This is a genomic window from Methylobacterium fujisawaense (genome assembly GCF_039619325.1).
Taxonomy (GTDB): Bacteria; Pseudomonadota; Alphaproteobacteria; order Rhizobiales; family Beijerinckiaceae; genus Methylobacterium; species Methylobacterium fujisawaense.
The window spans coordinates 865,564-877,753 of sequence record NZ_CP155000.1; the positions used below are offsets into that span (position 1 = coordinate 865,564).

The following is a 12,190-nucleotide window of genomic DNA, read 5'->3' on the forward strand; positions in this document are numbered from 1 at the left end:
ACGCAGATGCCTTTTTCCGACCTGGGACTGAGTGACAAAGTCCTGAACGCCGTCGAAGCGGCGGGTTATACCGAGCCGACGCCGATCCAGGCTGAGGCCATTCCCCACGTGCTGGCGCGTCGCGACGTCCTCGGCATCGCCCAGACGGGAACCGGCAAGACGGCGGCGTTCACGCTGCCGATGCTGACGCTCCTGGAGAACGGACGCGCCCGGGCCCGGATGCCCCGGACCCTGATCCTGGAACCGACCCGCGAATTGGCGGCCCAGGTGGTCGAGAATTTCGACCGCTACGGCACCAACCACAAGCTCAACGTGGCCCTGATCATCGGCGGCGTGTCCTTCGCCGACCAGGACGCCAAGCTGATGCGCGGCACGGACGTGCTGATCGCGACACCCGGTCGCCTCCTCGACCATTTCGAGCGCGGCAAGCTCCTGCTCACCGGCGTCGAGCTGCTCGTCATCGACGAGGCCGACCGCATGCTCGACATGGGGTTCATCCCCGATATCGAGCGCATCGTGAAGATGGTGCCGTTCACCCGGCAGACCCTGTTCTTCTCCGCGACCATGCCGCCGGAGATCGAGCGGCTGGCGGACATGTTCCTGCACAACCCCCAGCGGGTCGAGGTCGCCCGTCCCGCCTCCACGGCCACGACGATCACCCAGCGCCTGGTCGCAACCGGCGCCGAGGGGCATGCCAAGCGCGAGCGCTTGCGCGACCTGATCCGCGGCGAGGCCGAACTCAAGAACGGGATCATCTTCTGCAACCGCAAGCGCGACGTCGCCCTGCTCCAGAAGTCCCTGGTCAGCCACGGCTTCGACGCCGCCGCCCTCCACGGTGACATGGATCAGCGGGCGCGGACCGCCGCCCTGGACGCGTTCCGCAACGGCGAGACCGCCCTGCTCGTCGCCAGCGACGTGGCGGCGCGCGGCCTCGATATCCCCGCCGTGAGCCACGTCTTCAACTTCGACGTGCCGCATCACCCCGAGGATTACGTCCACCGGATCGGCCGCACCGGCCGCGCGGGCCGGAGCGGCACGGCCTATACGCTGGTCGCCCCCGAGGACACGCGCTCCCTCGGCGCCATCGAGGCGCTGATCGGCCAGCCGATCCCCTGGCTGGACGGCGATCTGTCGACGGTGGCCGAGCCGTCCGGCGACACCGGGACGCGTCACCGCGGCCGGTCGGGCGAGGGCCGCCGCGGCGCGCGCTCCGCGAAGGCCGGCGACAAGGGTGGTGCTGCCCGGGGCGGTCGCGCGAGGAGCGGCGACGCCAGTCGCGGCGACGCCAAGGAGATCCGGAGCGCCGGCGAGGCCGAGGAGGCCCGGGAGGAGCGTCCGCGGGCACGCACCGGTCGCGGTGCGGCGGCCGCGCAGCGTCCGGAGGCACGCCAGGAGAGTCGTCAAGAGAGTCGGCAGGAGGGGCGCCAAGAGGCTCGCCCGGAGAGCCGTGCTGCGGGACGCACGACGGCGCGCGCCGGCGCGGCCGGGCGCGAGGAGCGCGGGCGCCGGAACGATGCGGATGGTGATACGCCCGTCGGTTTGGGTTCCCACGTCCCGGCATTTCTACTTCGACCAGTGTTGGCGAAGAAAGAAAGGTAACAAGGGTCTTTTCGAGCTTAACAGTCCGGCTACCAGACTGCCGTATATCAAGTCAGGGTCGCGGCGCATGCGCGCCGATCGCCCGGGACCACGGGATACGGATGAGCCAGGAGACCTATTCGGACCGCGATCGCAGCTTCGCATTGGCGAAGCGCAGCCATGACCTGATCCGCGACTACGGCCCCTCCGCGACGCCGCGCGCCTATGCGGTTTGGTATGCCTACGTGTCGGGGGAGCTGCCGCTCCTCGCCGATGCCGTGAAGCGCCTCACCACCCAGAACGGCTGCCTCACCGAGAGCGACATCGACGATCTGCACGAGACCTATCTCGACGGGCGGCGCCTCGCGAGCACCACCGACGACGTCAGCCGCGTGGTCCTGAGCGAGATCGCGGCGGTCACCGAGATCCTGGACCTCTCCCTGGGCTCGACGGCGCAGTACAGCGAATCGCTGCGCGGCGTCGCCCAGGATCTCTCCCAGGGCCTCCCGAGCCGGGCGCGGTTCGGCGAGATCGTGGCGACCCTGGTCGCCACGACCCGGGAAGTCGCCGCCAACAACCGGATCCTCGAGGCCCGCATGCGCGAGACGCGCAGCGAGATCGAGACGCTGCGCGAGAAGCTCGATGCGAGCCGGCGCGAGAGCCTGACCGACGCCCTGACCGGGCTGGCGAACCGCAAGCATTTCGAGGAGACGCTGAAGGCGGCCATGGATTCGGCGCGGGCGCGCACCGATCCCATGAGCCTGATCATCCTCGACATCGATTTCTTCAAGCGCTTCAACGACCTGTACGGTCACCTCACGGGCGACCAGGTCCTGCGGCTCGTGGCGATCGTGATGCGCGAGAATGCCGGGAAGCAGGCGCAGCTCGCCCGGTTCGGCGGCGAGGAGTTCGGTATCATCCTCCCCGGAGCCGACCGCACCGTGGCCAAGCGGGTGGCCGAGACGGTCCGCACCAGCGTGATGGGGCGCGAACTGGTCAAGCGCTCGACCGGCGAGTCGCTCGGCAAGATCACCATCTCCCTGGGGGTCGCGGTGCTGTGCCCGGGGGATACGCCGGCCTCGCTGATGGAGCGGGCCGACCTGTGCATGTTCGCGGCCAAGCGCGCGGGCCGGAACCGCTTCCTGGACGATGCGGCCGAGTCGCTGTCGCAGGTGGCCTAGGGGCGCCGCGACGGCGGCCGCCCGCGGCGGAGCGCTTCGGGAGCGGGAGACCCTCCGCGCCGGGGGCGCGGCCGGGCCGCTGCGCTCCCCGCGCCGACGGTGAGCGGGAGCCTCAGGCCGGCGCGGACAGGCGGTCCGCCGAGACCGGCGTGATCGCCACGGATTCTCCGCAACCGCAGGCCGAGGTCTGGTTCGGGTTGTTGAACACGAACTGCGACGCCAGCTTGGTGGTGGTGAAGTCCATCTCCGTGCCGAGCAGGAACAGCACCGCCTTCGGATCGACGAAGACGCGCACGCCGCGATCCTCGACCACGTCTTCGCCGGGCTTGACCGCCTCGGCATACTCCATCGTGTACGACATCCCGGCGCAGCCGCCGTTCCGGACACCGACGCGCAGACCGGCGATCGGCCGGTCGGCCTCCGCCATGATCGCCTTGATCCGATCGGCAGCCCGATCGGTCAGCGACAGAACCTTGAAGCTCGTGGACATTGTCATCCTCCCGCCCATCCGGGTTCAAGGCCCGGGGACGCGCATTCTGGCAGTCACAAGATAAGCATTGGGTCGGGGCCGGTCCACCGCGGCGGGAGCACACCGGCCCGGCAATCGACGCCTCAGGCCGACTCGCCGGTGAGCCGCGCGAAGGCCGCCAGATCGACGTTGCCGCCGCTGATCACCACGCCGACGCGCTTGTCCGTGACGTCCACGAGCCCGTGGAGCACCGCCGCCGCCGCGAGGCAGCCGGTCGGCTCGACCACGAGCTTCATCCGGCTGGCGAAGAACCGCATGGTCTCGACGAGCTGCGCGTCGGTGACGGTGAGGATGTCGGACACCCCCGCGCGGATGATCGCGAAGGTGAGGTCGCCCAGCGCCGTCGACTGCGCCCCGTCGGCGATGGTGCGGGGCACGGGAATCGTGACGATCCGGCCCTCGCGGAACGAGCGCTGTCCGTCATTGCCCGCCTCCGGCTCGACGCCGATCACCCGGCAGCCCGGCGACAGCTCCGCCGCGGCCAGCGCGCAGCCCGCGAGCTGGCCGCCGCCGCCCAGGCAGGCCACCAGCATGTCGAGGGAGCCGACCGTCTCGATCAGCTCCTGAGCCAGGGTCCCCTGCCCGGCGATGACGTCGGGATGATTGAAGGGGGGGATCAGCGTCAGGCCGCGGGCCTGCGCGATCTCCCGGCCGAGCGCCTCGCGATCCTGGCTGTAGCGATCGTACAGGACCACCTCGGCGCCGTAGCCGCGCGTGGCGGCGATCTTCGCGGCGGGGGCGTCGCCCGGCATGATGATGGTGGCGGGGGCGCCGAGCAACCGGCTCGCCAGCGCGATCGCCTGGGCGTGGTTGCCGGAGGAATACGTGATCACCCCGCGGGCGCGGGCTGCCTCCGGAAGGGCGCTGATCGCGTTGTAGGCCCCGCGGAACTTGAAGGCGCCGGCCCGTTGCAGGTTCTCCGCCTTGAAGAACAGCCGGCCGCCGGTCATCGCGTCCGCGGTGCGCGAGGTCAGGACCGGTGTGCGATGGGCGGCCCCGGCGATCCGCTCCGCGGCGCGGGCCACGTCGGCGAAGGTGGGAAGGCCGCCGGCCGCGTCGATGGGGTCGCCCTGCATCGTGTCCTGCATCGCGTTTCGCATCGCTCCTGCGCCGGTCGTGCCGGACGTCATAGGGCCGTTTCGGTCCGTGCGCATCCGGCCCGGTCCACATGCGGAAGCGGAGCCATTCGGCCCTTCGCCGCTTATCCCCGCAGCGACGTCTTGGCAGGAACGCTGGGGGGCGGCAGCGCCATGCGGATCGAGACCATGTGCAGACCTGCGATCCGGCCGGCGGTCGGCGGGGTGGCGTCATGAGCGCCCGGGATCAGGCCTCCGGCGATGCGGCGACCGAGGTCACATTCCGGGGCCGGGGGCTGGCCCTGCAATCCGGTCGGCGGCTGATCCTGCTCGTCTGCCCGCTCTGTTCGCAGCGCAACGCACAGCGCGGCGCCGAGCGCGGCATCTGCGAGTGGTGCGCTTACGTCCCCTCGCCGGATCAGGCAGAGCCGGTGGATCGGCTGCGCCGCTGACGGGCGTTCCGGTGTCGGCGCGGATCGCCATCGCCTTGCGCAACCTCAGCATTTGTTTTTGAGTTTTATCTATTTATGGTTGCCGGACCGCCCTGCGCTCCCACATTCCCGTGGACGCTCGACTGGAGGGACCATGCAACCTTCGGAATGCTGCATCTTCCGGATGACCCTCGCGTCCGTGCTCGGCAGTTGCATCACGCTGCTGCTCGTCCGGGGGCTCGATCCCATCGCGGCGCTGCTCCTGATCCCCGTCGGCGGCAGTACGGCGACGGTCGCGGTGATCCTCCTGTTTCAGCTGGTGAGCCTGACGCGCGCGGCGGCGCCCGGTTCGGACTGACGGGCCCGTGCCGGCCCGGCCTGGGCCGGACCGGAGCCCGACCCGAGCCCGGCTTCCCATTGCCGGATCAGGTGTGAATCACCTTGCCGTAGGCGTCGAGCACGCTCTCGTGCATCATCTCGCTGAGCGTCGGGTGCGGGAACACCGTGTGCATCAGCTCCTCCTCGGTGCTCTCCAGGTTCATCGCCACCACGTAGCCCTGGATCAGCTCGGTCACCTCGGCGCCGACCATGTGGGCGCCGAGCAGCTGGCCGGTCTTGGCGTCGAACACGGTCTTGATCAGCCCGTCCGGCTCGCCCAGCGCGATCGCCTTGCCGTTGCCCGCGAAGGGGAACCGGCCAACCTTCACCGCAAAACCCTGCTCCTTGGCCTTGGCCTCGGTCAGGCCGACGCTGGCGATCTGCGGCTGGCAATAGGTGCAGCCCGGGATCTTGGCCTTGTCCATCGGGTGGGTGTGCAGGCCCTTGATCGTCTCGATGCAGATGACGCCCTCGTGCTCCGCCTTGTGGGCGAGCATCGGCGGGCCGGCGACGTCGCCGATCGCGTAGAGGCCGGGCACGTTGGTGCGGCCGAGCCCGTCGGTCACCACGATCCCGCGGTCGATCTTCACCCCGAGCTTCTCGAGGCCGATCTTCTCGATGTTGCCGACGACGCCCACCGCCGAGATCAGTTTTTCAGCCGTGATCGTTTGTGACTTCCCGTCGCCGCCCTCGATGGTCGCCGTGATGGAATCGGCGCCCTTCTCGACCTTCGTGACCTTGGCGCCGGTGAGGATCTTGATCCCCTGCTTCTCGAAGCGCTTGCGGGCGAGGCCTGCGATCTCGGCATCCTCCACGGGGAGGATCTGCGGCAGCAGCTCCACCACGGTCACCTCGGCGCCCATGGTCCGGTAGAACGAGGCGAACTCGATGCCGATGGCGCCCGAGCCCATCACCAGCAGGCTCTTGGGCATCGTCTCGGGGACCATGGCCTCGTAATAGGTCCAGATCAGCTTCTTGTCGGGCTCGATGCCGGGTATCGCGCGCGGACGCGCGCCGGTCGCCACGATGATGTGCTTGGCTTTGTAGGTGCCGGCCCCCTTGGCGCCCTTCGGCGCCTCGGCGCGCTTGGTCTCCGTCACGGTGACCTGACCGGGCTGGTTGCCCGTCGCGACGCTGTCGACCGAGGCCTCGCCCCAGATCACGTCGACCTTGTTCTTCTTGAGCAGCATGCCGACGCCGCCGTTGAGCCGGCCCGAGACGCCGCGGGAGCGCTTCACGATGGCGGCGGTGTCGAACCCGACCTTTTCCGCCGTCAGCCCGTAATCGCCGGCGTGCTGGAAATAGTGGTAGATCTCAGCCGAGCGCAGCAGCGCCTTGGTGGGGATGCAGCCCCAGTTCAGGCAGATGCCGCCGAGATGCTCGCGGTCGACCACGGCGGTCTTGAACCCGAGCTGCGCCGCGCGGATCGCCGTGACGTAGCCGCCGGGCCCGGCGCCGATGATGAGGACGTCGTAGGTGTCGGACATCGTATGCTCCGGCTCAGACCAGCATGCCCATCGGGTTCTCGATCAGCCCCTTGAAGGCCGAGACCAGCTCCGCGCCGAGCGCGCCGTCGAGGACGCGGTGGTCGCAGGACAGGGTGCAGGTCATGACCTGGACCACGGCCGGCGCCCCGTCCTTCACGACGACGCGCTTCTCGCCGGCGCCCACCGCCAGGATGCTCGATTGCGGCGGGTTGATCACCGCGGTGAAGTGCTTGATGCCGAACATGCCGAGGTTCGACACCGAGGTGACGCCGCCCTGGTACTCCTCGGGCTTCAGCTTCTTGGCGCGGGCGCGGGCGGCGAAGTCCTTCATCTCGTTGGAGATGGTCGAGAGCGTCTTCTCGTCCGCCCGGCGGATCACCGGGGTGAACAGCCCGCCGTCGATGGCGACCGCGACGCCGACCTCGGCGTGCTTGAAGCGCAGGATCCGGTCCTCGGCCCAGACCGCGTTGGCGGCCGGCACGCGGGTGAGCGCGAGGCCCATCGCCTTGATGACGAAGTCGTTCACCGAGAGCTTGAAGGCAGGCTTCCCGTCCTTGTCCTTGGCCGCGGAGCCGTTGAGCGTCTCCCGCAGCTTCATCAGCGCGTCGAGCTCGCAATCCACCGTCAGGTAGAAGTGCGGGGCGACCTGCATCGCCTCAGTGAGGCGCTTGGCGATGGTCTTGCGCATGCCGTCGAGGGGCACCTCCTCATAGGCATCCTTGGCGTAGAAGCCCTTGACCTGATCGGTCGTGAGGCCGGCCGGAGCGCCGCCCGCGGCGGCGGCCTTCGGGGCCGGGGTGGCCGCCTTCGGCGCCTCGGCGGCCTGGGGGGCGGCGGCGGGCGCCTGGGTGGCGCCGGAGGCCTTCGCGGCCTGGACGTCCCGGGCGATGATGCGGCCGTGCGGGCCGCTGCCCTGGACGGCGCCGAGATCGACACCCTCCTGCTTGGCGATCCGCCGGGCGAGCGGTGAAGCGAAGACCCGTCCGCCCGTGCTGGCCTGCGGCGCCCCGCCGGGCTGCGCGCCTTCCGGCGCCGCGTTCACCCGCTCGTACCCCATGTGGCCGCCGCCGGGCGTGATGTTCTGGTTAGCCGCCGAGGCATCGGCCTTCGGCTCAGGCTTGGCGTCAGGCTTGGCGTCAGGCTTGGCTGCTCCGTTGGAGGCCGCCTTCGGCGCCCCGCCGGCGGCCGTCGAGACGTCCTCGCCCTCGGCGGCGATGATGGCGATCAGGTCGTTGACCGGCACGTCCGCGGTGCCCTCGGGCACGAGGATCTTGGCGAGCACGCCCTCGTCGATGGCCTCCACCTCCATGGTGGCCTTGTCGGTCTCGATCTCGGCCAGCACGTCGCCGGACTTGACCGCGTCGCCCTCCTTCTTGAGCCACTTGGCGAGGTTGCCCTTCTCCATGGTCGGGGAGAGCGCGGGCATCAGCACGTTGATCGGCATGGCATCAGGTCTCGGGCAAGGCCGGGGCGGCCGGATCGTCGAAGGGAAAGAGGTCGTCGAGGGGGAACGGGACGGCGTCGAAGGGCGGCAGCGCCACGGTCTCGCCGCGCTGGATCGTGGCGAGGAGCACCCAGCGCCCGTCCGCGAGGGCGAAGCCTTCCAGAACGCCCGCGGCCGGGTCCAGCAGCCAGAGATGGTCGACGCCGGACCCGGCGTAGATCCGGCGCTTCGGCCCGCGATCGAGGCGAGTCGTTGACGGCGAGAGGATCTCGCAGACCCAATCCGGAGGCGTCTCGATGAAGGCATCCTCGGGTTCGGTCGGCATGCGCTCGCGGCGCCAGCCCGCAAGATCGGGCACGACCACCTGGGTTCCAAGGTGAAGCTCAGGCTCGATGATGAAGACCCATCCGCCGGGACCACCACGGCCGCGTGCGAACGGCCGATCCAGTTCTCCCGACAAGCGGGCCGCGGCGATGCCGTGCCGCGGTCTCGGCCGCGGATGCGTCTCCAGCACCCCGTCGATGATTTCGGCGACGAGATGATCCGGGACCGCCTCCAGATCCGCGTAGGTCGCCTGCCGGACAGCCGCCTCAGCCATGGTCGGCAGCCATCGCTAGTTGAGGCCGCCGGGGTCGAGCCCCTCGGCCTCCCAGCCCGCGCGGATGCGCTCGACCGCCTCCTCCTCCGACATGTCGGTCTCCAGCGCGTAGGCGCGGGCTGCCTGCCGGGCGAGATCGGCCAGGAGCCGGCCCCAGGTGGCCGGGTCGTCGAAGGAGCGGCGGAGGGCCACGCTGACCGCGCCGTCGACCACGGCGGCGCGCAGCACCTCGATGCCGCCCTGTTCGAGGGCGTCGGGCGGGATGGCGAGTTCGGCGAAGTCGCTGCTGGAATCTTGGCTCATGGCGCGCCGGCTGTTCCTTGGGCCCCCTGCCGGGACGGAGGCGGGGACATGCGCCCCGCCCGCGCGCCCGTCACTTGTAGCAGACGCTCTTGGCGGCCTCGACCACCTCCGCCACATTCGGCAGCGCCAGCTTCTCCAGATTGGCCGCGTAGGGCATCGGCACGTCCTTGCCGGTGATGCGCAGGACCGGCGCGTCCAGGAAATCGAAGGCGTCGACCATCAGGCGCGCCACGATCTCGGCGCCGACGCCGGATTGCGGGAAGCCCTCCTCGACGGTGATGCAGCGGCCGGTCTTCTTCACCGATTCCACCACCGTCTCGGTGTCCATCGGGCGGATCGTGCGCAGGTCGATCACCTCCGCCTCGATGCCCTGCTCGGCCAGGGCCTGCGCGGCCTTGAGGGCGTAGGTCATGCCGATCGCGAAGGACACGATGGTCACGTCGCTGCCGGTGCGGTGGATCCGCGCCTTGCCGATCGGCAGCACGAAGTCGTCGAGCTGCGGCACCGGGAAGGACTGCCCGTACAGGATCTCGTTCTCGAGGAAGATCACCGGGTTCGGGTCGCGGATCGCGGCCTTGAGCAGGCCCTTGGCGTCGGAGGCCGTGTAGGGCGCGATCACCTTGAGGCCCGGCACGTTGGAGTACCACGCGGCATAGTCGTGGCTGTGCTGGGCGGCGACGCGGGCGGCCGCGCCGTTCGGGCCGCGGAACACGATCGGGCAGCCGAGCTGGCCGCCGGACATGTACAGGGTCTTGGCCGCCGAGTTGATGATCTGGTCGATCGCCTGCATGGCGAAGTTGAAGGTCATGAACTCCACGATCGGCTTCAGCCCGGCGAGCGCCGCGCCGACGCCGATGCCGGCGAAGCCGTGCTCGGTGATCGGGGTGTCGACCACGCGCTTCGGTCCGAATTCCTGCAGCAGGTTCTGGGTGACCTTGTAGGCGCCCTGATACTCGGCGACCTCCTCGCCCATGACGAAGACGTCGCCGTCGCGGCGCATCTCCTCGGCCATGGCGTCGCGCAGGGCCTCGCGGACCGTCTGGGTGACCATCGGCGTGTCGGCCGGGAACTCCTCCATCACCGGCTCTCGGGCCTTGTTGGTGATGACGGCGGGTGCCGCCGGCGCCTTCGGGGCGTCGTCGCCGGTCTTGGCGGCGGGCGCGGGCTTGTCGGCCATGCCCTCGGCCTGCATGTCGGGCGTCGGCGCCGGATGGCCGCCGGCGCCGTTGGGCTTCGCCCCGCCGCCGGACTGGACGCTCGCCGGATCCTCGCCCTCGCCGGCGATGACGGCGATCGGCGTGTTGACCGCGACGCCCTCGGTGCCCTCCGCGATCAGGATCTTGGCGAGCACGCCCTCGTCGATCGCCTCCACCTCCATGGTGGCCTTGTCGGTCTCGATCTCGGCCAGCACGTCGCCGGACTTGATCGGGTCGCCCTCCTTCTTCAGCCACTTGGCGAGCTTGCCCTCCTCCATGGTGGGCGAGAGGGCGGGCATCAGGATGTCGGTCGCCATGCTCAGCTCTGCGGTCGTCGTCTCGTTTGGGGGGCGGCCAGCGTCGTCGGCGACGCGCTCAGGCGTGCGCGTCCAGCAGGATGTCGGTCCACAGCTCGGACGGATCCGGCTCGGGATCGTTGGTGGCGAACTCGGCCGAAGCGTTCACCGTCTCGCGGACCTTGGCGTCGGTGGCCTTGAGCTCGGCTTCGGGCACGCCGTGCAGCTCGAGCAGGCGCTTGCGCACCATCTCGATCGGGTCGTGCTCGTCGCGCATCTTCGAGACCTCGTCCTTGGTCCGGTACTTGGCCGGATCGGACATGGAGTGGCCGCGATAGCGGTAGGTCTGCATCTCCAGGATGTAGGGACCTTGGCCGCTGCGGGCGTGCTCGATCGCCCGGGTGGCGGCCTCGCGGACGGTGCGCACGTCCATGCCGTCGACCTGCTCGCCGGGGATGCCGAAGGAGAGGCCGCGCTTCGAGAAGTCGGTCTGTGCCGAGGCCCGGGCCACCGAGGTGCCCATGGCGTAGCGGTTGTTCTCGATGACGTAGACGACCGGCAGCTTCCAGAGCGCCGCCATGTTGAAGCTCTCGTAGACCTGGCCCTGGTTGGCCGCGCCGTCGCCCATATAGGTCAGGCTGACCTTGCCGTTCTCCCGGTAATGGTCGGCGAAGGCGAGGCCCGTGCCCAGCGAGACCTGTGCGCCGACGATCCCGTGGCCGCCGAAGAACTGCTTCTCGCGGCTGAACATGTGCATCGAGCCGCCCTTGCCGCGGCTGTAGCCGCCGCGGCGGCCGGTCAGCTCGGCCATGACGCCCTTCGGGTCCATGCCGCAGGCCAGCATGTGGCCGTGGTCGCGGTAGCCGGTGATGACCTGGTCGCCGTCGACCGAGGCCATCTGCATGCCGATCACCACGGCCTCCTGGCCGATATAGAGGTGGCAGAAGCCGCCGATCAGGCCCATGCCGTAGAGCTGGCCGGCCTTCTCCTCGAAGCGCCGGATGAGCAGCATCTCGTGGTAGGCGTGGAGATCCTCGTCCCGGGTGAATTGCGGCATGTTGGGCGCCGGCTTGTGCGCCTCGGCCGCCTGAGGGCTCGCGGCCTGCGATTGGGAGGACGAAGCGTCCTTGGCAGGCTCCTTGGCGGCGTCCATCGGCGCTCTCCCCGTGATTCCACGCGACGTGGTGGGGGTGTAGGACAGCAAGGATTGGAAAGCGAGGGCTGCCGCTCTGACAGGAAGCCGCTCTTGTCAGAGGACTTTCGGGGCGGACTCACGGGGGCCGGCGGCGATCAGGGCGTGATGATGACGACGTCGTTGGCGTGGACCCGGCCGAGCACGATCCGCGCCCGTTCCTCCAGGAGGTCGCGGTCGATCTGGTCGCTCTTCAGCAGCGCGACCCGGTGCTCCCAGGTGGCGCGCTCGGCCCGCACGGCGGCGAGTTCCTGATTGAGGCCGTAGGCGCGGATTTTCAGCGCCTTCTTGGCTTCGAGTCCGCGGTTGCCGCTCTCGGCCTGCCATACGAAATAGCCGACCACGAGCGCCGACAGGGTCCAGAGACCCAGCGGCAACACAACCATTCTGACTCGGCGGCGCACGACCATGGCGCGACCCTCGCGCGGAAAGGTTAACGGTTCTTTGCGATCGTGCCGCGACAGGTTCGGGGCGTGATCGGCACGGACAGGGGCGAGGCTG

The 12,190-nt window shown here is 69.7% G+C and carries 13 protein-coding genes; 4 read left to right on the forward strand and 9 right to left on the reverse strand.

The genetic code is table 11. The features are described 5' to 3' along the window. Positions 1–6 precede the first annotated feature (6 nt). Both ABC766_RS04095 and ABC766_RS04100 read left to right on the forward strand, forming a co-directional pair. Positions 7–1,599, forward strand: a complete 1,593-nt coding sequence (locus ABC766_RS04095; protein ID WP_043756109.1) for a DEAD/DEAH box helicase — start codon at positions 7–9, stop codon at positions 1,597–1,599. 101 nt (positions 1,600–1,700) lie between these two features. Beyond that, positions 1,701–2,759: a GGDEF domain-containing protein gene (locus tag ABC766_RS04100; protein ID WP_342144730.1), complete on the forward strand. Its 1,059-nt coding sequence runs from the start codon at positions 1,701–1,703 to the stop codon at positions 2,757–2,759. Positions 2,760–2,871: 112 nt separating this feature from the next. Here the strand turns inward: ABC766_RS04100 and ABC766_RS04105 are convergent, their stop codons facing one another. Both ABC766_RS04105 and ABC766_RS04110 read right to left on the reverse strand, forming a co-directional pair. Beyond that, positions 2,872–3,249: a HesB/IscA family protein gene (locus tag ABC766_RS04105; protein WP_043356239.1), complete on the reverse strand. Its 378-nt coding sequence runs from the start codon at positions 3,247–3,249 to the stop codon at positions 2,872–2,874. A gap of 122 nt (positions 3,250–3,371) precedes the next feature. Beyond that, a complete protein-coding gene (locus tag ABC766_RS04110) occupies positions 3,372–4,388 on the reverse strand; it encodes a threo-3-hydroxy-L-aspartate ammonia-lyase (RefSeq protein WP_427902287.1) in 1,017 nt (338 codons plus the stop codon). Between the two features lie 209 nt (positions 4,389–4,597). Between ABC766_RS04110 and ABC766_RS04115 the strand changes: the two genes are divergently transcribed. After that, complete coding sequence (locus ABC766_RS04115; RefSeq protein WP_051045078.1) at positions 4,598–4,816, forward strand: hypothetical protein; 219 nt, start codon at positions 4,598–4,600, stop codon at positions 4,814–4,816. A gap of 163 nt (positions 4,817–4,979) precedes the next feature. Beyond that, positions 4,980–5,153 (forward strand): hypothetical protein, encoded by a 174-nt coding sequence (locus ABC766_RS04120; protein WP_345821210.1) that lies wholly within the window; start codon positions 4,980–4,982, stop codon positions 5,151–5,153. Positions 5,154–5,220: 67 nt separating this feature from the next. On the opposite strand, the gene lpdA is transcribed toward ABC766_RS04120, so the two are convergent. The 7 genes from lpdA to ABC766_RS04155 all read right to left on the reverse strand — a co-directional run bounded on the left by lpdA (position 5,221) and on the right by ABC766_RS04155 (position 12,099). Next, positions 5,221–6,660, reverse strand: a complete 1,440-nt coding sequence (lpdA, locus tag ABC766_RS04125; RefSeq protein ID WP_345821211.1) for a dihydrolipoyl dehydrogenase — start codon at positions 6,658–6,660, stop codon at positions 5,221–5,223. Positions 6,661–6,673: 13 nt separating this feature from the next. Further along, positions 6,674–8,104 carry a pyruvate dehydrogenase complex dihydrolipoamide acetyltransferase gene (locus ABC766_RS04130; RefSeq protein ID WP_345821212.1) on the reverse strand — a complete coding sequence of 477 codons (1,431 nt, stop codon included), beginning with the start codon at positions 8,102–8,104 and terminating at the stop codon, positions 6,674–6,676. A 4-nt stretch (positions 8,105–8,108) separates the two neighbouring features. Then, positions 8,109–8,702, reverse strand: coding sequence for a Uma2 family endonuclease (locus ABC766_RS04135; protein ID WP_345821213.1), 594 nt, complete (start codon positions 8,700–8,702; stop codon positions 8,109–8,111). A gap of 15 nt (positions 8,703–8,717) precedes the next feature. Next, the gene (locus ABC766_RS04140; protein WP_043356258.1) at positions 8,718–9,005 is read right to left on the reverse strand and encodes a DUF5076 domain-containing protein; all 288 of its coding nucleotides are present in this window, start codon (positions 9,003–9,005) and stop codon (positions 8,718–8,720) included. 70 nt (positions 9,006–9,075) lie between these two features. Next, the gene (locus ABC766_RS04145; protein WP_043356260.1) at positions 9,076–10,518 is read right to left on the reverse strand and encodes a pyruvate dehydrogenase complex E1 component subunit beta; all 1,443 of its coding nucleotides are present in this window, start codon (positions 10,516–10,518) and stop codon (positions 9,076–9,078) included. 58 nt (positions 10,519–10,576) lie between these two features. Then, positions 10,577–11,650, reverse strand: coding sequence for a pyruvate dehydrogenase (acetyl-transferring) E1 component subunit alpha (gene pdhA, locus ABC766_RS04150; RefSeq protein WP_043386314.1), 1,074 nt, complete (start codon positions 11,648–11,650; stop codon positions 10,577–10,579). 137 nt (positions 11,651–11,787) lie between these two features. Then, positions 11,788–12,099, reverse strand: coding sequence for an FtsB family cell division protein (locus ABC766_RS04155; protein WP_043356265.1), 312 nt, complete (start codon positions 12,097–12,099; stop codon positions 11,788–11,790). Positions 12,100–12,190 lie beyond the last annotated feature (91 nt).

Excerpts from the sequence above, each read along its gene's own strand:
- ABC766_RS04095 (WP_043756109.1), top strand. The coding sequence starts at position 7 with ATGCCTTTTTCCGACCTGGGACTGAGTGACAAAGTCCTGAACGCCGTC.
- ABC766_RS04100 (WP_342144730.1), top strand. The coding sequence starts at position 1,701 with ATGAGCCAGGAGACCTATTCGGACCGCGATCGCAGCTTCGCATTGGCG.
- ABC766_RS04105 (WP_043356239.1), bottom strand. The coding sequence starts at position 3,249 with ATGTCCACGAGCTTCAAGGTTCTGTCGCTGACCGATCGGGCTGCCGAT.
- ABC766_RS04110 (WP_427902287.1), bottom strand. The coding sequence starts at position 4,388 with ATGCGAAACGCGATGCAGGACACGATGCAGGGCGACCCCATCGACGCG.
- ABC766_RS04115 (WP_051045078.1), top strand. The coding sequence starts at position 4,598 with ATGAGCGCCCGGGATCAGGCCTCCGGCGATGCGGCGACCGAGGTCACA.
- ABC766_RS04120 (WP_345821210.1), top strand. The coding sequence starts at position 4,980 with ATGACCCTCGCGTCCGTGCTCGGCAGTTGCATCACGCTGCTGCTCGTC.
- lpdA (WP_345821211.1), bottom strand. The coding sequence starts at position 6,660 with ATGTCCGACACCTACGACGTCCTCATCATCGGCGCCGGGCCCGGCGGC.
- ABC766_RS04130 (WP_345821212.1), bottom strand. The coding sequence starts at position 8,104 with ATGCCGATCAACGTGCTGATGCCCGCGCTCTCCCCGACCATGGAGAAG.
- ABC766_RS04135 (WP_345821213.1), bottom strand. The coding sequence starts at position 8,702 with ATGGCTGAGGCGGCTGTCCGGCAGGCGACCTACGCGGATCTGGAGGCG.
- ABC766_RS04140 (WP_043356258.1), bottom strand. The coding sequence starts at position 9,005 with ATGAGCCAAGATTCCAGCAGCGACTTCGCCGAACTCGCCATCCCGCCC.
- ABC766_RS04145 (WP_043356260.1), bottom strand. The coding sequence starts at position 10,518 with ATGGCGACCGACATCCTGATGCCCGCCCTCTCGCCCACCATGGAGGAG.
- pdhA (WP_043386314.1), bottom strand. The coding sequence starts at position 11,650 with ATGGACGCCGCCAAGGAGCCTGCCAAGGACGCTTCGTCCTCCCAATCG.
- ABC766_RS04155 (WP_043356265.1), bottom strand. The coding sequence starts at position 12,099 with ATGGTCGTGCGCCGCCGAGTCAGAATGGTTGTGTTGCCGCTGGGTCTC.